This is a genomic window from Thalassospira australica (assembly GCF_044790785.1).
GTDB classification, from domain to species: Bacteria; Pseudomonadota; Alphaproteobacteria; order Rhodospirillales; family Thalassospiraceae; genus Thalassospira; species Thalassospira australica_A.
Genome location: NZ_CP085258.1, coordinates 4,113,370 through 4,135,664, shown reverse-complemented (window position 1 = coordinate 4,135,664; position 22,295 = coordinate 4,113,370). Strand labels below are relative to the sequence as shown.

Annotated in this window: 17 protein-coding genes; 8 read left to right on the top strand and 9 right to left on the bottom strand. The window is 55.7% G+C overall.

The genetic code is table 11. The features are described from left to right. The first annotated feature begins 113 nt into the window (after positions 1-113). The 6 genes from tsaE (at position 114) to trxA (LG297_RS19170) (ending at position 9,475) form a co-directional block, all read left to right on the top strand. The gene (gene tsaE, locus LG297_RS19195) at positions 114-590 is read left to right on the top strand and encodes a tRNA (adenosine(37)-N6)-threonylcarbamoyltransferase complex ATPase subunit type 1 TsaE (RefSeq protein WP_404423144.1); all 477 of its coding nucleotides are present in this window, start codon (positions 114-116) and stop codon (positions 588-590) included. Continuing rightward, a complete protein-coding gene (locus LG297_RS19190) occupies positions 587-1,684 on the top strand; it encodes an aminoglycoside phosphotransferase family protein (protein WP_404423142.1) in 1,098 nt (365 codons plus the stop codon). The genes tsaE and LG297_RS19190 overlap by 4 nt, the downstream gene beginning before the upstream one ends. Further along, positions 1,684-2,457: a nucleotidyltransferase family protein gene (locus tag LG297_RS19185; protein ID WP_404423140.1), complete on the top strand. Its 774-nt coding sequence runs from the start codon at positions 1,684-1,686 to the stop codon at positions 2,455-2,457. Before LG297_RS19190 ends, LG297_RS19185 begins: the two co-directional genes overlap by 1 nt. Next, complete coding sequence (gene addB / locus LG297_RS19180; RefSeq protein ID WP_404423138.1) at positions 2,457-5,591, top strand: double-strand break repair protein AddB; 3,135 nt, start codon at positions 2,457-2,459, stop codon at positions 5,589-5,591. The genes LG297_RS19185 and addB overlap by 1 nt, the downstream gene beginning before the upstream one ends. Continuing rightward, the gene (gene addA, locus LG297_RS19175) at positions 5,588-9,049 is read left to right on the top strand and encodes a double-strand break repair helicase AddA (RefSeq protein ID WP_404423136.1); all 3,462 of its coding nucleotides are present in this window, start codon (positions 5,588-5,590) and stop codon (positions 9,047-9,049) included. Before addB ends, addA begins: the two co-directional genes overlap by 4 nt. Before the next feature lie 105 nt (positions 9,050-9,154). Further along, positions 9,155-9,475, top strand: a complete 321-nt coding sequence (trxA, locus tag LG297_RS19170; protein WP_007088718.1) for a thioredoxin TrxA — start codon at positions 9,155-9,157, stop codon at positions 9,473-9,475. 84 nt (positions 9,476-9,559) lie between these two features. Here the strand turns inward: trxA (LG297_RS19170) and LG297_RS19165 are convergent, their stop codons facing one another. From LG297_RS19165 to LG297_RS19145, 5 genes are all read right to left on the bottom strand, one after another. Then, a complete protein-coding gene (locus tag LG297_RS19165; RefSeq protein ID WP_404423134.1) occupies positions 9,560-11,245 on the bottom strand; it encodes a methyl-accepting chemotaxis protein in 1,686 nt (561 codons plus the stop codon). 276 nt (positions 11,246-11,521) lie between these two features. Next, positions 11,522-14,002 carry a DNA translocase FtsK gene (locus LG297_RS19160; protein ID WP_404423132.1) on the bottom strand — a complete coding sequence of 827 codons (2,481 nt, stop codon included), beginning with the start codon at positions 14,000-14,002 and terminating at the stop codon, positions 11,522-11,524. Between the two features lie 48 nt (positions 14,003-14,050). Continuing rightward, on the bottom strand, positions 14,051-15,262 hold the full coding sequence (locus LG297_RS19155; protein ID WP_404423130.1) for an aminotransferase class I/II-fold pyridoxal phosphate-dependent enzyme: 1,212 nt from the start codon (positions 15,260-15,262) through the stop codon (positions 14,051-14,053). A gap of 388 nt (positions 15,263-15,650) precedes the next feature. Then, entirely contained in the window at positions 15,651-16,979 is a 1,329-nt protein-coding gene (locus LG297_RS19150; RefSeq protein ID WP_404423128.1) for an ammonium transporter, read from the bottom strand. 23 nt (positions 16,980-17,002) lie between these two features. Beyond that, a complete protein-coding gene (locus LG297_RS19145) occupies positions 17,003-17,341 on the bottom strand; it encodes a P-II family nitrogen regulator (protein WP_007088725.1) in 339 nt (112 codons plus the stop codon). A 513-nt stretch (positions 17,342-17,854) separates the two neighbouring features. On the opposite strand from LG297_RS19145, the gene LG297_RS19140 reads away from it, so the two are divergent. Both LG297_RS19140 and LG297_RS19135 read left to right on the top strand, forming a co-directional pair. Then, positions 17,855-19,078 (top strand): UbiH/UbiF/VisC/COQ6 family ubiquinone biosynthesis hydroxylase, encoded by a 1,224-nt coding sequence (locus LG297_RS19140; protein ID WP_404423125.1) that lies wholly within the window; start codon positions 17,855-17,857, stop codon positions 19,076-19,078. A 202-nt stretch (positions 19,079-19,280) separates the two neighbouring features. Next, positions 19,281-19,946 carry an OmpW family protein gene (locus LG297_RS19135; protein WP_404423123.1) on the top strand — a complete coding sequence of 222 codons (666 nt, stop codon included), beginning with the start codon at positions 19,281-19,283 and terminating at the stop codon, positions 19,944-19,946. 110 nt (positions 19,947-20,056) lie between these two features. Here the strand turns inward: LG297_RS19135 and LG297_RS19130 are convergent, their stop codons facing one another. The 4 genes from LG297_RS19130 to trxA (LG297_RS19115) are packed head-to-tail and all read right to left on the bottom strand — an operon-like array spanning position 20,057 to position 22,278. After that, positions 20,057-20,443 carry a gamma-butyrobetaine hydroxylase-like domain-containing protein gene (locus tag LG297_RS19130; RefSeq protein ID WP_404423121.1) on the bottom strand — a complete coding sequence of 129 codons (387 nt, stop codon included), beginning with the start codon at positions 20,441-20,443 and terminating at the stop codon, positions 20,057-20,059. Between the two features lie 8 nt (positions 20,444-20,451). Next, positions 20,452-20,640: a Trm112 family protein gene (locus LG297_RS19125; protein WP_404423119.1), complete on the bottom strand. Its 189-nt coding sequence runs from the start codon at positions 20,638-20,640 to the stop codon at positions 20,452-20,454. 28 nt (positions 20,641-20,668) lie between these two features. Then, the gene (locus LG297_RS19120; RefSeq protein WP_404423117.1) at positions 20,669-21,355 is read right to left on the bottom strand and encodes an LON peptidase substrate-binding domain-containing protein; all 687 of its coding nucleotides are present in this window, start codon (positions 21,353-21,355) and stop codon (positions 20,669-20,671) included. Then, positions 21,352-22,278 (bottom strand): thioredoxin, encoded by a 927-nt coding sequence (gene trxA, locus LG297_RS19115; protein ID WP_404423115.1) that lies wholly within the window; start codon positions 22,276-22,278, stop codon positions 21,352-21,354. Before trxA (LG297_RS19115) ends, LG297_RS19120 begins: the two co-directional genes overlap by 4 nt. Positions 22,279-22,295 lie beyond the last annotated feature (17 nt).

The window sequence follows — 22,295 nt, the reverse complement described above, 5'->3', positions numbered from 1 at the left end:
GGAGGTTACCCGGCAAACTGCTGCCTGCGTTATCCGATGCATGTAAAATCATTGCGAAGGGTGGGCCCATCACCCTACAACTAGGATCAGAACACAATTATTCGACGGATATCATGAGCAAGACAGTCACTGTCAGTGATCAGAAAGGTACCGAAACCCTTGCCGGACAGCTTGCCGCCCTGGCAAAAGCCGGCGATGTGATCCTGATGCACGGGACGTTGGGGATGGGGAAAAGCGCGTTTTGCCGCGCCTATATCCGTGCGCTTGCCGGTAATCCGCATGAAGAAGTTCCAAGCCCGACCTTCACGCTGGTTCAGATTTACGAACTTGATCCGGTCCCGGTCTGGCATTTCGATCTTTACCGACTTTCCGATCCCGAAGAAATCCACGAACTTGATATCGAGGATGCCTTTGCCGACGGCGTCAGTCTGATTGAATGGCCTGATCGGCTGGAATATCTGACACCGCAAGACCGGCTTGATATTCATATCGAACCCGGATTAAATCCTGACGCGCGCGTTTTTCAATTGGTCCCGCATGGCGAGGATTGGGAAAAACGGATAACAAATCTGCCCGGGGTCGCATCATGACCGTGATTGGACGTCAGGATGCCATCGACAGATTTCTGCGCGACAATGGCTGGGCTGATATTGAACCCGTTGCATTGGTTGATGATGCGTCGGCGCGAAAATATTATCGTCTGGATAATGGGCGGCAGACCGCCCTTCTGATGGATTTTCCGCCGGACGCGATCAGTGTCGACCCGCACGGTATTTACGAAAACCCGGAACGTCCGGCTTCAGTCACGCCGGTTATTGCGACAACATCACTGCTTTCGAAAGCCGGTTGGCGTATCCCCGCGATATACGCAAGCGATGTTTCGCTTGGGCTTGTCTTGATTGAGGATTTTGGGGATCTGACCTTTACCCGCGCACTGGATCTGAGCGCGGCCTCCAAACCGGCACTTTATCTGCGTGCGGTGGATCAGCTCATCACCCTGCACCAGTATTGTGATACCCGGTTTGAAAGCACGGATTGTGGCTTGGTTCAATACGAGCCAGACAATTTCAAACGCATGCTGCAAAGCTTCAAGGCCGATTATCTGCCACTGATCGTGACGGACACAGCAAAGCGCCACCGGGCCATCAGCGAATTTGATGCGATGCTTGATGGTGTGTTGCCAAACTGTTGGAAATCCGGCGAGGTCATCATTCACCGTGACTATCACGTCGATAACCTGATGCTGGTCGAAAATGACGAGGGCGGCGAAGATTGCGGGATCATTGATTTTCAGGACGCGGCAATTGCACCACGGCCCTATGATCTGGTGTCGCTATTACGTGATGTTCGGCATGATATCGGTCCGGCGCTCGAAGCCGGCCTGAAGGATCGTTATTGTGCCGCGTTTGAAAATCTTGATCGTTCTGATTTCGAAATATCCTATATGGCCTGTAATATGGTTCGGAATTTCAGGATACTGGGTCGGTTTGGCTGGCTTGCCATCAAGGCAGGCAAGCAGCGCTATTTTGACTTTATCCCGCGTTGCTGGGAATTGATCCTGCGCGATGCAGACCGCAATTTACCGGAATTGGCCGCGTGGATTGCAAATCATATCCCGGTTGAGGCAAGAATGGCCCCGTCACTTTCCGGCGTACGCCAATCGTCCGAACAAGGGGCATCCTGATGAGGGATAAGAACGCAAAGGCGCAAGCAATGGTCCTGGCTGCCGGGCTTGGCAAACGCATGCGTCCGATCACCGATCATATGCCAAAGCCGCTGGTGCCGGTTGCGGGCAAGCCGATGCTTGATCACGTACTCGATAAGCTGGCTTTGGCGGGCTTTGATCAGGCGGTGGTCAACAGCCATTATCTGGGTCAGATGATTGTCGATCACGTCGCCACCCGGACCCTGCCGCGGGTGCTTTGCTCGCCCGAGGAAGACCTGCTTGAAACAGGCGGCGGGGTGAAAAAGGCCTTGCCGATGCTTGATGATCAGGCCGTGCTGGTTGCCAACGCGGATGTTTTCTGGACCGAGGGGGCGGAGCCGCTTTTTGATCGCCTGACAGAGGCATTCGATCCCGATCATATGGATGCGTTGCTTGCGATCTATCCGGTCGAAGGGGCGTTTGGTTATGACGGGGCTGGTGATTTCTTCTGGCAGGTCGATGGTCGTTTGAAGCGTCGCGGCGATGCGGCGTCTGCCCCGTATTTCTTTACCGGTGTTCAGATTCTGTCGCCGAGGCTGTTTGAAAATACCCCTGATGGCGCGTTTTCATCAAATCTGGTTTACGACAAGGCATTGGCATCGGGGCGCTGCTTTGGTCTTGTTCACGACGGGGATTATTTCCATATCGGCACGCCAGAAGCATTGGCCGATGCCGAAATCGTCATCGCGGACGCTTTGGCGCATGAAAGTGCTGCCAGAATTGCAAAAGCCGCCAAAGCCGGGGGCGGCTGATGGCGGATCTGTTCGATTATATGGACGCTGCCGATCACTTTGCCGCACCGGCGGCACAGCCGGAAAACCTGTTTTATATCCCGCCGGGCGCGGCATTTGCCGATCTGATCGCAAAACAGTTGATGGCAGAAACCGCCGCAGAGCCGGTTGCCCTCCCCGATTATATCCTGATGGTGCCCAATCGCCGGTCGGCCAAGGTAATGCGCGATGCGTTCCTTCGTCAGTCGAACGGGGCGGTGACCATGCTGCCAGCCATCCGCGCCTTGGGGGAGGCCGACGAGGACGAACTGACGATTTATGGTGCAGGCGGCGAACAGGCCGCCCTTGATCTGCCTCCATCCATTCCGGATCTGCAACGGAAACTGCTGCTAACCAGGTTGATCATGAACCGGCCCGATCACAAGGGCGACAAACCAACGGCCGATCAGGCCGCCCGTCTGGCCGGGGAACTGGCGCGGTTTCTTGATCAGGTGCAGACGGAAAATTGCAAATTTGATGATCTCAAGGGGCAGGTTCCTGCCGAATTTGCCGAACATTGGCAATTGACGCTGGAATTCCTGCAAATCCTGACCTTGCACTGGCCCGACATTCTGGAAACCCATCAGGTCAGTGACCGTGCCATGCGCCGCAATGCCCTGATTGCCGCCCAGATTGATCTTTGGCGCGATAACCCGCCGACCGCACCGGTAATCATTGCCGGGTCAACCGGGCCGTTTCCGGCATTGCGTGATTTGATGAAGGCCGTTCTGGCAATGCCCCGGGGGCGCGTGGTCCTGCCCGGCCTGATGACAGGGTTGGGACGCGAAGACTGGCAGGCGATTAACGAGGATGCCACCCACCCGCAACATCTTTTGGGGACAACGTTGCGCCATATCGGGCGTGATCCGGGGACGGTCCTGATCTGGCCATCGGTACCGCAATCGGACCCGCTGGACGAAGAACGCCGACGATTGACGCGCGAAGCCCTGCGCCCGGCGCAAACAACCGACCAATGGCGCCATATCGCCAATTTCGCGCCAGATATTCTGGATGGCGTTCTGCGGGTTGACTGTTCCGGCGCGCGCGAAGAGGCTGCGACGATTGCACTTATGATGCGCGACGCCTTGGAGCATCCCGGTAAAACCTGTGCTCTGGTAACCCCGGATCGTGGCCTGGCACGCCGTGTTGCCACGGAACTGCGTCGCTGGGAAATCGAAATTGATGATTCGGCGGGCATTCCGTTGCATGACACAGCGCCCGCAATCTATTTGCGGCTGGTCGTGCGTGCCGTTCAGGAACAGTTCGCACCGGTGCCGTTGCTGGAACTTTTGAAACACCCGCTGAGTGCGGCGGGGCTTCCGCCGGAACAGTTCCGTGTCCTGACCCGGCAAATGGAACAGTATGTTTTGCGCGGCGCGCGTCCCGGTCCGGGTCTGGACGGCTTGCAGGTGGCGCTGGATGGCTGGCGTGATGAGACGATTGGTCGGATTACGGCAAACAGGGGGGATCATGCAGCCCGCCGGATCGAACGTATTCGCGATGATCATGCACGACTTTCCGATCTGATTTCCCGGTTTGAAGACAGTCTTGCGCCTTTGCTCGATCTGATGGATGAAAAATCGATCTCGCCTGTGGGGGCCCTGCGCAGTCACATCATGGCCGCCGAAGCCCTTGCCGCAAGCGACGTGCAGGACGGTGCCGAACGTCTTTGGCGTGGCGAGGCGGGCGAGGCCCTGGCTGATTTTGTCCATGAACTGCTTCAGGCATTAACCGATTTCGTTCCGATGCCGGGTATCCGGTATGCGGCCTTTCTGGATGCCTTGATGGCTGATCGTGCGGTGCGTCCGCGTTATGGCAAACATCCGCGCCTGTTTATCTGGGGCACGGTCGAAGCCCAGATGCAGCAGGCCGATCTGACCATTCTGGGCGGTTTGAACGAGGGTGTCTGGCCGCCCGAAGCCGGGGCCGATCCATGGATGAGCCGCCCGATGCGGCGTAATTTCGGCCTTCCGGCACCTGAACATCGTGTCGGGCAGTCCGCCCATGATTTTCAACAGCTTTTCTGTGCGCCCGATGTGGTCATGACCCGTGCGCTCCGCGTCGAAGGCACGCCGACCGTGCCGTCGCGGTGGTTGTTACGGATTGAAAACATTCTTCGGAAATCAGGCGTGTCGATGGAAAAAACCGATGCCCATGCCTGGCGCGCCTTGGCCGAAATGCTGGATGAACCGCGTGATGACATGCGCCACAAAATTGGCCGTCCGGCCCCGACACCACCGGTTTCCGCCCGTCCGCAGCGCTTGTCGGTTACCCAGATTGAAACCTGGATGCGCGACCCGTATGCGATCTATGCCCGGCATATTCTGGGTTTGCGTAAACTTGACGGGGTGGACGAAGATCCCGGCGCGGCGGATTACGGCAACCTGATCCATGATGCGCTTGATCAGTTTATTTCCCGATACCCGGATCATCTGCCACCGGATGGCGAACAGGAATTGATCATGATCGGGCGGGCGGTGTTCAAACCGCTTGCGGCCCGGCCCGGCCTTTGGGCGTTCTGGTGGCCGCGGTTCGAGAGGATTGCCCGCTGGTTCATCCAGACGGAGGCAGCACGCCGGGATCATGTGCGCAGATCCTATACCGAACAATCGGGTACGCTTGAAACCGCGACAGGGTTCGAAGTCTATGCCCGTGCGGACCGGATTGATGTGCTGCGTGATGGCGGGATCGCGATCATTGATTATAAAACCGGGATGCCGCCAAGCCAGACGGACGTTGCCAATGGTTTTGCCCCGCAATTGCCGCTTGAGGCCGCGATTGCGCAAGACGGCGGATTTGGCGATGTGCCGCCCGGTCCCCCCGCATCGATGGCGTTCTGGAAGCTTTCCGGTGGCGACCCCGCAGGTGAAATCCGCGAGATTGATACCAAACGGATGAAAACCACCCCGGCAGAGCTGGCGCGTGATGCGGTGGCCGGTGTCAATGCACTTGCCACCGCTTTTGATGACGAAAACACACCTTATCTGAGTGTGCCGCACCCGGATCATGCGCCAAAATATTCCGATTATGTCCATCTGGCACGCCTGCGCGAATGGATGGGCAGCGAGGATACGGAGCAAGAGGACAGCAAAGATAATGGGGGGCGCGACGCATGACCGAAATTCGCGGAACCGATCCCAATATTCTGCAACGCAATGCATCCGATCCGATGGCCTCGGTCTGGGTGTCGGCATCGGCCGGGGCCGGCAAGACCAAGGTTCTGTCGGACCGGGTGTTGCGCCTGATGTTGTCGGGAACCGAACCCCATCGTATTCTGTGTCTGACCTTTACCAAGGCCGCCGCGGCGGAAATGGCCAACCGTGTCAATGAACGGCTGGGTCATTGGGCCACCATGGAAGACCGCGATCTTCAGGATGATCTTTTCAATCTGGCCGGAACCGCACCAAGTGGCGATGAAACACGTCGTGCGCGCCGTTTGTTTGCATCGGTTCTTGATGCGCCGGGCGGGATGAAAATCCAGACGATCCATGCCTTCTGTCAGTCATTGCTGCGCCGTTTTCCGCTCGAAGCCGGGCTGGCACCGCATTTTGAAATCATGGATGACCGCACCGCGGCCGAAACCATGGCCGACGTTCAGGAAGAAGTATTGGCCTTTGCCCGAAATGGCCGGGACGACGATCTGGCGGATGCTCTGTCGGTCGTGACCGGACAGGTCCGCGAAGGTGCCTTTGGCGAGGTCATGGGCGAATTGGCGCGTGAACGCGGCCGTTTGAAACGCATGTTGATGCGTCATGGCGGTGCGGCACGCATGCGCGATGCGGTGTATGCCGCACTTGGCGTTCCCAATGGGCAAAGCGAGGATGATATCCTGCGCAAGGCCCTATCCGATGATGCCTTTGATCGGGATGGGCTGATGCGTGGATTGGCCGCACTTGAGGCGGGCACCAAAACCGATCAGGATCGTGTGCCCGCATTGGCGCAATTCCTTGAAAAAACCGGTATCGAGGACCGGCTGGCGGTGTTTTCAGATTATCGCGGTGTCTTCTTTACCGCCGCAGGTGAACCGCGTGCCAAACTGATCACGAAAAAAGCCGCCGAAAATCATCCGATGGGGGCCGATGCGCTCGAAGCCGAATTTGCGCGTCTGATCGAAATTGACCGTTTGCGCAAGGCCGCCGCATTGGCCGGTGCCACATCGGCCCTGATCCGTATCGGCAATGCGATGCTGGATCGTTATGCCGCGAAAAAGGCCCTGCATGCCCGCCTTGACTATGATGACCTGATCCTGACCAGTCTGCAATTACTGCAACAGCAGGCCGGGATTGCCGGGTGGGTTTTGTTCAAACTGGACGAGGGGCTTGATCACATCCTGATTGACGAGGCACAGGATACCAACCCCGAACAATGGGACGTGGTGCGTATTCTGGCGGAGGAATTCTTTGCCGGTGCCGGGCAGCATGATGAAAAGCCACGGACAATCTTTGCCGTTGGGGATGCGAAACAATCGATTTACAGCTTCCAGCGCGCCGATCCCGAAAAATTCACCCAGATGCGGGCCTATTTCCGCGAACGGGCGCGTGAAATCGAAGCCGAATGGCGTGAAGTCCCGATGAACATTTCGTTTCGTTCAACCGATGCCGTGCTGGGCACGGTGGACCGGGTTTTTGCCGGTATGATCGCGAAACAGGGGGTGGGCGATGATGGTGCCGATGTCAGTCACAGTCCGTTCCGTGTCGGGCAGGCCGGTCGGATCGAATTGTGGCCGGCGGTGGAGCCGCAGGAAAGAGCCGCCGAGGACCCATGGACGCCTCCAACCCGCATCGTGCGCCTTGAGGACCCGGAAATTCGATTGGCGCGGGTAATTGCCGGGCGTATCCGCCATGCCATCGATACGGGCGAGAAACTGATATCGCGTGATCGTCCGGTGCGGGCGGGTGATTTCATGATCTTGGTGCGGCGTCGGACGGCCTTTGTCGATGAGGTCGTCAAGGCGTTAAAGGAACGCAACGTTCCGGTTGCCGGTGTGGACCGCATGCAGATCACCGATCAGCTTGCCGTGATGGACCTGATCGCCTTCGGCCGGTTTCTTCTGATGCCCGAAGATGACCTGACATTGGCCGAGGTGCTCAAAAGCCCGCTGATCGGCTTTGACGATGATCAGCTGTTTGCAATCGCCCATAACCGGCCCCGTACCCTTTGGCTTGCGTTGCGCGAAAAGGCAGGCAGTGATGATGCCGATCCGGCCTTCCTTTCGGCCTATGAATTCCTGTTCAAATGGCTGGGGCGGGTTGATTATGAACGACCGTTCGAACTGTTTGCCGAACTTCTGGGCGGGCGTGGTGATGATGCGCGCGGGGTGCGTGCCAGACTGGTCGGGCGGCTCGGGATCGAGGCAAATGACCCGATTGACGAATTCCTCAATCTCGCGATGGGATACGAGGCCGATCACGCGCCGACCTTGCAGGGCTTCCTGCACTGGTTGATGGCAGGCGACGCCGAAATCAAGCGTGACCTTGAACAAAGCGGCCGTGACGAGGTCCGGATCATGACGGTGCACGGGGCCAAGGGCTTGCAGGCACCTATCGTGTTCCTGCCCGATACCATGCAGGTCCCGACACAGGCCCCCAACCTGTTCTGGCAGGAAGATCGCGACCTGATGTATTGGCTGCCGCGTGTGGCACTCGAAACCGATGTGGTTGCGCGGTTGCGTGAGGGCATCGCGATCAAGCGTGATCAGGAATATAACCGTCTGCTGTATGTGGCCCTGACGCGCGCCGAAGACCGGCTTTACATCTGTGGATGGCAGGGAAAACGAAAGGCCCCCGATCATTGCTGGTACAATTTGTGTCAGCAGGCGATGGAAGGCTATGCAAATTCCGAAAAATTCGATTTTACGGAATTTTCGGGGTCCGGCTGGTCGGGCGACGGTTGGGTTTGGCAAACAGCACAGCGCGAAACACCCAAGGCCGACAAGGTCACTGCCGCGACCGGCACCGCCGATTTGTCCAAACGCGTTCTGATTCGCGATGTCGCGCCGACCGAGGCCTTCCCGCCAAAACCGCTGGCACCAAGCCGTCCGCTTGAAGAAGAGCCCTCTGTGCAATCGCCGCTGGGCGGGGATCAGGGGCAAAGTTTCAAACGCGGCCTTCTGATCCACAAGCTGCTTGAACTGTTGCCCGAGCTGCCCGAAGCCAAAAGGCGGGATGCTGCCGAACGGTTCCTTGCCCAGCCGGTGCATGCGCTTGATGCAGACCAGCAGCGCGAAATTGCCAATGAAACAATCGCGATTTTTGAAAATCCCGAATTTGCACCTGTTTTTGATGCCGGATCAAAGGCCGAGGTGCCGCTGGTCGGGATCGTCGGCGGCGATGTCGTTTCCGCCCAGATTGACCGACTGGTCGTGCGTGAAAACGAGGTCATGATCGTTGATTTTAAAACAAATCGCCCACCCCCACGTGATGTCGAGGGCACACCACGTGCCTATCGTCGACAGATGTCGATTTACCGGGCCGCATTAAGCCAGATGTATCCGGACAAACGCATTCGTTGTTTCATCCTTTGGACCAACGGACCATGGATGGTCGAACTGCCCGAACACATCATGAGACTGTAACGCGCTTGACGTTTGCGTCAGTGCTGCCTACCTTTGCCTCCATACAGCGGATCGAGGTGAGCGGGTTTATCCCACTTGGCCTCGTAACAACCAGGAACTGATAGTATGACCACGATTAAAGTATCTGATACTTCGTTCGATTCCGACGTTCTGGGTTCCAACGACCCGGTTCTCGTCGATTTCTGGGCGGAATGGTGTGGCCCGTGTAAACAGATCGCGCCGTATCTGGACGAAATTGCTGGCGAACTGGGCGGCAAGCTCAAGATTGCCAAGGTAAACATCGACGAAAACCCGAACACCCCGGCGAAATACGGTGTGCGCGGTATCCCGACCCTGATGATCTTCAAGGGTGGCGAAGTTGCAGCGATGAAAGTTGGCGCGCTGCCCAAAAGCGCTCTTGTCGACTGGATCAATCAGTCGATCTGATCATCTGATCGGTGACGATCTTAAAACATCAAAAGGCGGGCTGTATGATGCAGCCCGCCTTTTTTGTCAGATTGGCGTTAACAATCACGCTGCCCTGATATCGTTCAGGAACTGTTTGATTTGCTCCATCAGGTTTTGCGATTTGCTGTTCAGGCTGCCGGATGCCGCCAGAACCTGACCGGATGCTTCGCGTTCTTCTTCGGCGGCCTTGCGCAAGCCGACGACGTTTCGCGCGACATCCTTGGTGCCGGTTGCGGCTTCGGCAACGTTGCGGGCAATTTCGCCGGTTGCTGCATCCTGTTCACGTACGGCGGCGGCAATGCTTGCCGAAACCTCGTTCAGTTCCTTCATCCGACCCGAAAGGTGCTGGATCGCGCCCAGTGCATTCTGGGTCGATTCCTGAATGCCACCGATTTGGCCTGCAATATCTTCGGTCGCGCGCGTGGTCTGGTTGGCAAGGTTTTTGACCTCGGCCGCAACCACGGCAAAGCCTTTTCCGGCATCACCAGCACGGGCGGCCTCGATTGTGGCGTTGAGTGCCAGAAGATTGGTTTGCTCGGCAATCGACTGGATCAGTTCAACCACTTGCCCGATTTTGTCGGAAGCCGTTCCAAGTTCCGCAAAGATCGTGCTTGCGTCATCGGCTTCGTTTGCACCCGATTGTGCGATATCAGAACTTCGCGAAACCTGCGACGTGATTTCATCAATGGATGCTGCAAGCTGTTCTGCGGCTGCGGCAACGGTATCAACATTGGCCGCGGCCTGTTCGGTTGCTGCCGCAACATTTGCCGCACGCCCGGTGGTTTCGTCGGATTGGCTGGCCATGCCTGTTGCTGTGACGCGTAATTGCTCCAACGCGCTGTGAACCGTCGACAGATTACCCTCGACTTCGGTCTCGAAACTTTTAATCAGCTTTTCGACCTTTTCTGCACGGATAATCTGGATCTTGTGTGTATCTTTCTGTTCCCGTTCAAGCTTTTCAGCCTGTTCGCGGTTTGATCTGAAAACCTCAAGCGAGCGGGCCAGCGCACCGATCTCATCTCGCCGATCTGTTTCGTTTGTGGTGACGCTGGTATCGCCCTGTGCCAGTTTGTCAAGTGCCTCGGTGATCATCCGCAAGGGTCGGGTTGTCGATCTGTCAATCGCAAGCCCGGCCATTCCGATGACGATCAGCATGGCAATTGCCACAGCGATATCGTTGATGGCGGTTTGCCAGAAAATCCCGTCAACATCATCGATATAAACGCCAGTTGTTATCACCCAGCCCCACGGCTTGAATGTTTCGGCATAGGCCAGTTTGGGGAATACCCCGTCATGCCCCGGTTTGTTCCACTCATAGGTCAGAAAACCGCCTTCGGGATGACGTGCTGCCTTGACCATTTCATCAAGAATCGGGACACCGTTGACATCAATCACCTGTTTGCCGTTCTGGCCGTTCAGTTTTGGCTGGATCGGGTGCAGGATGACCTTGGTATCAAGACCCAGTACAAACACATAATTATTGTCAGCGTAACGCGCATTCTGAATAAACTCTGTTGCACGGGTCTGCGCTTCTTCAAGGGTGATCTCGCCGGATTTGGCGAGCTGATCATAATGGCTAAAGATCGAACGGGTCATATCGACGACTTGCCGGACATTGGCTTTCTTTTCTTCGACCAGTGCAGATCGCAGGGTCACAAGATCAAAGACCGCCAGACCTCCCAGCGCAAAAGCCGTCATTACCAGTACCATCCGCAATTTGGCGGAAAGCGAGAAATTGGAGAGTTTCATCGGGTTCTCCGTGTTTGGATGTAAACGGCGGAAACTGCATGCAGCAAAAGCTGTCAGATCAGCATAACTGCAACATAGGGTTGTGCAGATGTGCGGTTTTATAAAAAGAGCTTTGCCAATTGTTCCTGATCGAAATCAGAAAACCCGTGATAAAATGAAGAATCCTCAGTGAAATCAGTAAGTGAAATCAATACTGCGGCGATATCTGCAAACGAAAGAGGGATGCGCATGGCATCCCTCTTTCATTTGTCGATGATATTTTTGGTTGCGGGGGGATCAGTATTCGTAAGGCGATCCATCCATGTTTTCCATCAGGACTTCGCGTTTGCCGACATGGTTTGCAGCCGAAACAATGCCGTTTTCTTCCATCTGTTCAATGATGCGCGCAGCACGGTTATAGCCGATCGACAGTTTGCGCTGGATAAAGCTGGTGGATGCCTTTTTCTCGCGCAGGACAATGCCGACAGCCTGATTATACAAATCATCATCGGACCCGTTGCCACCACCGTCTGAACCGCCACCACCGGCCATATAGGCAGCAACCGGATCTTCTTCGGGTTCTTCCGTCACGGTTTCAAGATAGGCCGGGTCACCCTGATCGCGCAGATGCGCGACGATGCTTTCGACTTCCTCGTCCGATACAAACGGACCATGGACACGCTGCAATCGGCCGCCTTGGCCCATATAAAGCATATCCCCCTGACCCAGAAGCTGCTCGGCGCCCATTTCACCAAGGATGGTCCGGGAATCGATTTTCGAGGTAACGGAATAGGAAATACGCGTCGGGAAGTTGGCCTTGATCGTACCGGTAATCACGTCAACCGACGGGCGCTGGGTCGCCATGATCAGATGCAGGCCGGCGGCACGGGCCATCTGCGCCAGACGCTGGATCGATGCCTCGACATCCTTGCCCGCCACCAGCATCAGATCGGCCATTTCGTCGACGATCACCACGATAAATGGCAGCGGCTCCATCGGTAGTTCCTGATCTTCAAAGATCGGTTTGCCGGTTTCGGGATCAAAGCCGGTCTGAACACGGCGGGTAAGCTGTTCGCCTTTTGCAGCCGCTTCCTTGATGCGTTTGTTGTAGCCTGCGATGTTTCGTACACCCACCTGGCTCATGGCGCGATAACGGTCTTCCATTTCGCGCACCGCCCATTTAAGTGCAACAACCGCCTTGTGCGGATCGGTCACAACCGGGGTCAGAAGATGCGGAATACCGTCATAAATCGACAGTTCCAGCATTTTCGGATCGATCATGATGAAACGGCATTCTTCCGGTTTCAGGCGATAAAGCAACGACAGGATCATCGCATTCACGCCGACCGATTTACCCGAACCGGTCGTACCGGCAATCAGCAGGTGCGGCATTTTCGCCAGATCGGCAATAACCGGCGTACCACCGATATCCTTGCCAAGGCTCATATTAAGCTTGCCGGTATTCTTTTCAAAATCGCTTGATGCCAGAATTTCATGCAGATGCACCGTTTCGCGGCGCGTGTTCGGTAATTCAATACCGATCACATTGCGCCCCGGCACAACCGCTACACGGGCGGCAATCGCACTCATGGAACGCGCGATATCATCCGCCAGACCGATCACGCGTGATGACTTGACCCCGGCAGCCGGTTCAAGCTCATACAGGGTAACAACCGGACCGGGGCGAACCTGAACGATTTCACCCTTGACCCCGAAGTCCTGAAGAACGGTTTCCAGAAGGCGGGCATTTTGCGCCAATGCTTCCTGATCAATCTGGGTTGCGTCTGCCGGATCGGGTTCGTGCAAAAGGCTAAGTGGCGGGAACCGGTAATCGTCTGATCCAAGATCAAACGACGCCTGACGCTGGGCCGATGCTTTTTCACCGGGCTGCAGTTTTGCCGCCGGTGCAGCCACGATATGGACGGGCGGCGCATGGTCCGCGTCATTGTAATCGTCTTCATCGGTATCATTATCGTCGGTGTTGTTTGACGATGTTGCGGCTTGCAAACGGGTGCTTATCGCCGCACCCAGTCCGGTCTTGCCTCTATCAAGTGAGGGTTCCTGACGCATGCGCGGATTACGTGCTGCTGTACGCTCGCCCGGGCGGTCATCGGTGGAATTGCCAGGAATTGCCCGACCGATCCCGGAAATAATGCCCCCCATGATGCGCGACAGGACCGAACCGATCTTTTGCCATTCCGACATCTGATAGGCCATGCAGAACATGGTCAGAAACAGGCCAAGGATCATTGCGAGCAAGGCAATTAGCGGCCGGGCACCCGGCACGCCAATCATTTCGAAACCGGATTGAATTTTTGACAGCAGCAAATCCCCTGCAAAACCACCAAACCCGACGGTAAGCGGCCAATGCATTCCGGGCCGGATGGCCGCCGCAGCAGTTGCGACCAGCAGCAGGGCAAGCGGCAAAATCAGAAACCGTGCCCACATCCAGCTAAACGGTCGAACCGCGATCAGTCGCAGGCCCCATCCAAGGATCAGAACCGTCAGAAGGGCGGATGCCAGACCAAGGGTGCGTAAAAGAAGATCGGCCGTATACGCCCCGAAGGTTCCCAACGGATTGAAAATCACATCGCGATCTGCAGCATGGTTAAAGGATGGATCGCCCGGATGAAAACCGATCAGCATCATGAAAAGGGCGATTGCTGTGCCAACCAGTGCAAGCCCGCAGATTTGCAATCCGCTGCGTTTGAGCAGATTGACAAGACTGCCCGGCATGAAGGCGGTGCTGCGTGCGAGAATGTTGGACTGACTGCTCATCGGGGTATCCGTTGTCGTTTCGTCGCTGTTCGTCGATTATTTACGGCGTTAGCTGGCAAGGACGTCGGCGATGCGCCGAAGCCCTTCGCGGGTGGTTTCAAGGTCATGGACAAGGGCAATGCGGATAAAGCGTTTTCCGGGATTGTCACCATTTGCATCCGTGATCGACAGGTAACTGCCCGGAATGACTTTCACACCTGCTTCCTCCCATATTTTTTTGGTGGCGGCTTCACCGTCATCGACATCCAGCCACAGGAAAAAGCCTCCCGGCGGACGATAGAAACCAAACCGGTTGCCAAAGATTTCCTGCGCGACATCAATCTTGGCACGATAAAGATCACGGTTTTCCGATGCATGGGTATCATCGGACCAAAGCTCGGCGGATGCGGCCATGATCGGCATCGGAATGGTGGCCGAACAATAGCTGCGCAATGCATTGAAACGTTTGATGATCACCGGGTCACCAGCCACAAAGCCGGACCGAAGCCCCGGCGCGCTGGACCGTTTCGACAGGCTGTGGAAAACAACCACATTATCCATCCTGCCGCCCTGCGCTGCACAGATTTCAAGGGCGCCGATCGGGGCTTCGCGGTCATAGATATCGGCGTAGCATTCATCCATTGCCAGCACAAAATCATGTTCCTGCGCCATCGCGATGATACGTTCAAGATAGTCCCGCGATGCAACGGCCCCTTGCGGATTCGCCGGGGAACACAGGAAAAACAGACGGCACGCCTTAAGTGTTTCGATATCGATCTGATCAAGATCGGGCAAGAAGCCTGTTTCCGGGGATGCTGCCAATGGCACCATTTCCGCATCGTTGAGGACTGCCGCGCCGCAATAGACCTGATAGAACGGATTGGGCAACAGAACCTTGGGCTTAGGGCCTGGCTGATCCTGCGGGATGACACAGGTCGCGATCAGATAGAGTGCCTCACGCGTCCCCGCGACGGGCAGGATATGGGCGTCACGATCAATCATGCTGCCGGGCAGGCTGTACCGGCGGTCAAGCCATCCCTTGATCGCACTTCGCAGTTCCGGTGTGCCGTTTCCTGGCGGGTATTTGTGCCAGAGACTGGCGTATTTCACCATTGCCTCGGTAATCATTGCAGGCGGTTCGTGCTGCGGCTCGCCAATCGACATCACAAGCGGCGTCTTGCCGGGTTCAAGACCGTCGAGCAAGGCGGCAAGCCGTGGAAACGGGTAGGCAGGCAACTGATCAAGGCGCTGGTTAAACATCGCGTTCGATATTCCGGTCATGAATGGATCTCGCAGATCGACAGGCGTCAGAATGCAGGTATCCGCAAAATGTGGGCAATCTCCCCTGACTTTACCCCTATGCCAAAAATACAAAGAAAGATTTAAGGGCGATGGTGTCAGTTGCGAAAAAGCCCGGAAAAATGCGCTTTCCGGGCTTTTGGCAGAAAATTCGGGCAAAGAATTGGCAGATCAGCCGGCACGTAGATCATCCATCCTCGGGACAAGGACCGGATGGAACCGTTTGCATGTCTTGTGCTCATCACTGTGCTTAAAAAGGTGGCATGGGCAAAATACAAAAGACCCGCCACTGGGAAATCCCGAGGCGGGTCAGTCGGTCTGACAGGCTGGGTGCCATGCGAACATGGCACCCGTCAGGAAATCTGATCGCTTAGAAGCGCTGCGAACCTTTACCGAATTCCGGATAAGCTTCGAGGCCAAGCTCGACAGCATCGCTGCCGAGTGCTTCGTCTTCTTCGCTAAGGCGAATGCCAACCGTGAATTTCAGGATCAGCCATACGATTGCCGATGCGATGATGGTGAAAGCACCCATCGCAACAACACCGGTCAGCTGAACACCGAACGATGCACCGTCATTGGTGAACGGAACAGCCATGGTGCCCCAGATGCCGGCAACAAGGTGAACCGAAACCGCACCAACGACATCGTCGATTTTCAGTTTGTCGAGCAGCGGAATCGCGATGACAACCAGAATCCCGCCGATGGCGCCGATGATGATGGCGGAACCGATGGTCGGGGTGTCCGGACCGGCAGTGATCGAGACCAGACCAGCCAGTGCACCGTTAAGTGCCATGGTAAGGTCGACCTTTTTGTAAAGGATCTGGGTCAGGATTGCTGCGGCAACAACGCCACCGGCAGCAGCCATCGAGGTGTTGCCATAAATGTTGGCAATCGCGATAACGTCGGCACCGGAGCCCATAGCAAGCTGGGAGCCGCCGTTAAAGCCGAACCAGCCGAGCCACAGAACGAAGGTACCCAGCGTCGCCAGCGGCAGGTTCGAACCCGGCATCGGATGAACCGAACCGTCCGCACCATATTTGCCTTTACGTGCGCCAAGGATGATCGCGCCGGTCAGAGCAGCCCAGCCGCCGACCGAGTGAACGATGGTCGAGCCTGCGAAATCGGCAAAGCCCATTTCAGACAGCCAGCCGCCGCCCCAGGTCCAGGAACCGGTAATCGGATACAGGATGCCGGTCAGAACGACGACAAAGATCATGAACGGCCACAGTTTGATGCGCTCGGCAACAGTACCCGAAACGATCGAAGCTGCTGTTGCAACGAACACCATCTGGAAGAACCAGTCGGATGTTGCCGAATAACCGCCGGAGAAATCGCCACCAAGTGCAGCAGCGTCATCAGCGCTCCACAGGCTGAGCGAACCGATCCAGCCGGTAACATCCATATACATGAGATTGTAGCCGATCAGGTAATACATGATACCCGCAACGGCAAAAAGGCTGATGTTTTTGAAAAGAATGGTCGATACGTTTTTGGTACGCACCAGACCGGATTCCAGCATGGCAAAGCCGGCAGCCATCCACATCACCAGCGCACCGCTAAACAGGAAGCTGAAGGTGTTGAGGATGTATTGTGTCTCGGCCGAAACGCCCGCGTCCTGAGCAAAGGCCGGTGATGTAAGCGCCAGCGTAGCGGCGCCGACAAGTGCGGCAAGGCCGGTTTTCTTCATCGGAATGTTCATAATGTCTCCCCTTGTCTCTGGACTTACAGGGCGTCGTCGCCGGTTTCGCCCGTGCGGATACGTACCGCCTGGCTCACATCAAGAACGAAAATCTTGCCGTCCCCGATTTTCCCGGTCTGAGCAGTTTTGGTAATGGCTTCGACAACCTGATCGACCAGATTATCCGTGATCGCGACTTCCAGCTTCACTTTGGGCAGGAAGCTGACCATATATTCAGCGCCACGATAAATTTCGGTCTGGCCTTTCTGGCGGCCAAAACCTTTGACTTCGGTCACCGTCAGGCCCTGAACGCCAAGCGCGCTAAGCGCTTCACGAACTTCATCGAGCTTGAATGGCTTAATGACAGCAGTAACGAGTTTCATAATATTGCGACCTCCCGGCATATCCGTTGAGTACCGACGTGGTAATCACGATTTCGCAGTCGCAAACTTCAAACCAAGAATCGTGCCAGATTCGAAAATCATCTTTTAGTGCATTGATATAAATTGATTTTTACGGGTAATCAGGAGGTGAGCTGTTCATGGTCAAGTTACCGTGGGACTACAAAATGTGCATAGATTTTGTCGCTGTTTAAAATTTGTGCATAAATTTTAATCAACTCTGGAGCTCTGAAAAACTTGTTTTACGTCAAGGTGATGTCGTTGCCCGACGAGTATAGCTTTGGCCGAGGGTACGTAAAAAGTTGCGGTTTTCGGCCCTGTGATTGCCGTTATCTGCGGACTGGATGATCAAATTGCTGCTCCGGCTTGTGGTTGTAATGGCAGCGGGTTAAACCAGATGCATCTTTTGGCGGGCTTTTGCGTAAAACCTGTCGAAGTGTGAATTTGCCGGGCAGCCTTCGGCCCGTTCGGAACAGAAAGAAAAGGTGCGGCGCGATGTGTGCTCGGGAAACGATCCAGACAGACGTTATTATTCTTGGGGGCGGGCTTAACGGTGCAGCCATGGGGCTGGCATTGGCGCATGGCGGGCTTCGTTCGGTCGTAATCGATTATGCCGATCCCAAAACCATCCTGAGTGCCAATTACGACGGACGCACCTGTGCGATTGCTGCGGCCTCGCGGTCGGTTCTTGACGTCATCGGGGCCTGGAAATACATGGCGGACGAAGCCGAGCCGATCCTTGATATCCGGATTGCCGATGGCACAAGCCCGCTTTTCCTGCATTACGACCATCAGGATGTCGGAAATGAACCGCTGGGCTATATCGTCGAAAACCTGATTACCCGTGGTGCCCTTTATCAGGCGATTAGCAAAACCGATCTGGTCGAAATGATTGCCCCCGCACAGGTTGAAACGATTGCGCGTGATCAGGGCGGGATGACAATTACGCTTGCAGATGGTCGATCCATTCGCGGTTCCCTGGCCATCGGGGCCGAAGGGCGCAACTCGATGCTGCGCAAATGGGCAGGTATCAAGACCTACCAATGGAGCTACAAGCAAAGTGCGGTGGTGTGCACGGTCAAGCACAAGGTGCCCCATAACGGGCTTGCGGTGGAGCATTTCCTGCCCGCCGGCCCGTTTGCCATCCTGCCGATGACCGATGATCGTTGTTCGATTGTCTGGACGGAAACAACCGATCTTGCCAATTATCTGGTCAATCTGGACGAAGAAACCTTCATCGATGAACTGCATCGTCGTTTTGATGGATATCTTGGCGATCTTGAAGTCATCGGGCCGCGGTTCTGCTACCCGCTCGGTCTGCAGCATGCCTATCGCTATACCGATGCCCGGATCGCCCTGATCGGTGATGCGGCACATGGCATGCATCCGATTGCCGGGCAGGGGCTTAATATGGGTATCCGCGATGTTGCGGCCCTTGCCGAGATTCTGGTCGAGGCCCGTCGTCTGGGTCGCGATATTGGCGGGGCCGATGTACTGGGTGAATATGAACAGTGGCGGCGGTTTGACAACACCGTGATGCTTGCGGTTACCGATCTGACAAACCGTTTGTTTTCCAACGATATCGCGCCGGTCCGTTGGGCGCGCGACATCGGTCTTGCCGTTGTTCAGAAAATCCCGCCTCTTAAAAAGACCTTCATGTCCCATGCCATGGGTTATGCCGGGACTCTGCCGCGTCTGATGCAGGGCAAGCCGCTTTAAGTCCTCGCGGAGCAACGAAACCGGATCTCGAAGGCGATCTTGAAAATCTCAAGATCGCCTTTTGATTGTGGTTTCCTGGCTCAGATAAAAACCATTCAAAATCATGTCGTTTTTCGCAATCCCCTGTTGATTTGGGTCAAGCTTTTCGCATTTGCGAAGGCGCAGTGTCCCCCGGACGTATTTTTGAATGCAGGGGATAATCATGACACTTACCCGGAAATTGACGGCCACCGTAGCCAGCTTTGCTATTGTTGGCGCAATGATGATGGCAGCAACCGGTGCGCAGGCACAGGAAGCGGCATTTAAAACCAAACAGGCGGGCGATATTCTTATTCGCGGTCGTGTTATCGGTGTCGTACCGGATGAAGATACTTCGACCAGTGACATTACAACCGGTGAAGGCAAAGTCAGCAATGATTACGTGCCGGAAGTGGATTTTTCGTATTTTGTCACTGACAACATTGCATTTGAGTTGATTGCTGCGACCACGAAGCATGATGTTAAGTGGCAGAATCCTGATGTTGATCTTGGTTCGGTTAATCTGCTTCCGCCAACTCTGACGGTACAATACCACTTCCTTTCGGATCAGCGTTTCAGCCCGTATGTCGGTGCAGGTTTGAACTACACCATGTTCTATAACGAGAAATCTGGTGGCGCGAACTCAATCAAATACGATGATGGTTTTGGTTACGCGTTTCAGGCTGGCTTCGATTATGCAATCTCTGGCCCGTGGTCGTTGAACGTTGACGTGAAAAAACTCTTCCTGAACACAACGGTCACTGCCGACCTTGGCGGTGCATCACCTGCCAAGGTTGATGTCGATCTTGATCCCTGGATTTTCGGTATTGGTGTCGGTTACCGCTTCTGATCACTGCCGACGGCAAACTTTCCGGTTTGTTGTCTGATCCCAAAAACGGTCCTGCGGCTTTGGCGGGGCCGTTTTTGTTTATGGGGGCGGATCAGAGGGGGTCTGTTGCCTTAACGGCGCACAGGATCGCGCGACAGACCGCGCGCTTCAAGTGCGCGAAGATAATCGGCCCAAAGCTGATCCTGATTGGCATGCAGGTCACGCAGATACTGCCAGCTATACAGGCCGCTATCATGGAGATCATCGAAGGTGATGCGCACGGCATAATTCCCGACAGGGACGATGTCGATAATGCCGACATGGCGACGGCCGGGAATGATTTTCTTTTCGGATGGATGGTGTCCCTGCACCTCGGCAGACGGACTTTCAACCCGCAGGAGTTCGGCGCTGAATTTTGACGTCAGCCCGTCATCCCAGATGATTTCCAGAATATGGTCGTCACGCAGATAGTTGATTTCAACCGGGCTGAAACGTGGTGTGAAGCTGTCCTCGGACATAAAAACCGTCAGTCTTCGATGACGCGCGCTTCGTCGGGCAACATGATCGGAATGCCGTCGCGGATCGGATAGGCAAGGCCCGCCTTGACGCTGATCAGTTCATTCTGTTCGCGATTGTATTCCAGGGTTTCCTTGGTGACCGGGCAAACAAGGATTTCAAGCAGTTTCGGGTCTACCGGGCTGTGAGTCACGGTCATTGTCCTGGGCCTTCACATCAATAATTCATCAGTTGCTGGCCGTTTGCGATGCCCCGGGATGGGCCGCCATTTCCAGCAAGGTTGTCAGCATATCACCGCGATCATACAGGCTTGCACATTCAAGCAAAGCCTGTTTTTCAAGCGGGCTGAGCCGACAGCCCATCGCAATGGCCGTCACCAGCATTTCATCATCGGTATCGCTAAGCGTATCCCAGCAGGATCGCAGCGAATGCTGGGCAAAATAGCTTTCCAGTGCCAGCCGAAGGCGGTCGCGATTGATGGGCTGCAAATCCGGTGACGGCAACAGCAAATCATCCTTCCACGGGCTGAAATCACCGCGAACCGCACGATAACCGCCATCGCGCATGGGAAGTTCTTCGACGATATTGAACCGGCAGACGCCCGTCAGCGTGATCAGGAAACGGCCATCATCGGTTTCGCTGAATGCCGTGATGCGACCGGCACAGCCGGTTTGGAACACAGGTGGATTGTCCGGGTCCATGTAATAGGTGTTGCGCCCGTCCGGACGTGGCTGAACCATACCAATCATGCGATCCTGACCCAGCGCATCGGTAATCATGCTCAGATAGCGCGGCTCGAAAATATTGAGCGGCAGATGCCCACGGGGCAGCAAAAGTGCACCGCTTAACGGGAAAACCGGCAATGTATCTGGAAGATCCGAGAAGCTGGGATCAAAGGGACCGCATATGCTCATGAAAATAAAACCGTTGAAAGTGCGCGGCGCCCCGCAACGCTGGCCGGGTCCATTGGGCCCCATGCCTCGAAAAATTTAATCAGCTGGGCACGACCGGCATCGTCGTTCCATTCACGATCCTTGCGAATGATCGTAATCATGGCGTTAACGGCCTCTTCGCGCTTGTTGGTGGCAAAACATGCCATGCCAAGATCGAATTGCGCTTGCAGGTCGTTCGGGTCGGCTGCGACTTTTGCGCGTGCGTCATCCAGATCTTCCTTGCTGTAACCGGTTTCCGCCAGTTCAAGGGCGCTGATCGCAGATGCAATCGGTGCCTTCAGGCGATCTGCCTCGGCCATGTTATCGACAAAATGGCGGGTTTCTTCAACTTCGCCCATTGCAACCATGCACCGGATCATGCCGCCAATGGCCGTTTCGTTTTGCGGTTCGCGTTCAAGCACGCCAACATAAAGGCCGTGTGCGGTTTCATGATCGTTTTCAGCCAGTGCCGTGGCGGCCTGTTCCAGAATGGTATCGACCGGGCTTTCAATCGGCCCGCCTGCAAGGCGTTCATAAAACGCCCGGACTTCGCTTTCTGGCTGCGCACCCTGAAAACCGTCAACCGGGCGACCGCCTTTGAAGGCATAGACCGTCGGAACCGACTGGATACGCAACTGCATTGCCAGTTCCTGATTCTCGTCAATATTGACCTTGACCAGCTTTACGCGCCCGCCGGCCTCTCGTGTGACCTTTTCGATAATCGGGGTCAGGCTTTTGCACGGACCGCACCAGGGGGCCCAGAAATCGACAACAACAGGGACCTCCATCGACGGTTCGATGACGTCCTGTACAAATGTTTCTACACTGCTGTCCTTTATCAGGTCTTTGTCCTGACCTTTGGGCGTGCTGGTGTTCGGGGCGGAGGCGTCAAGAATGATAGACATTATCGTTTACTCGCTAT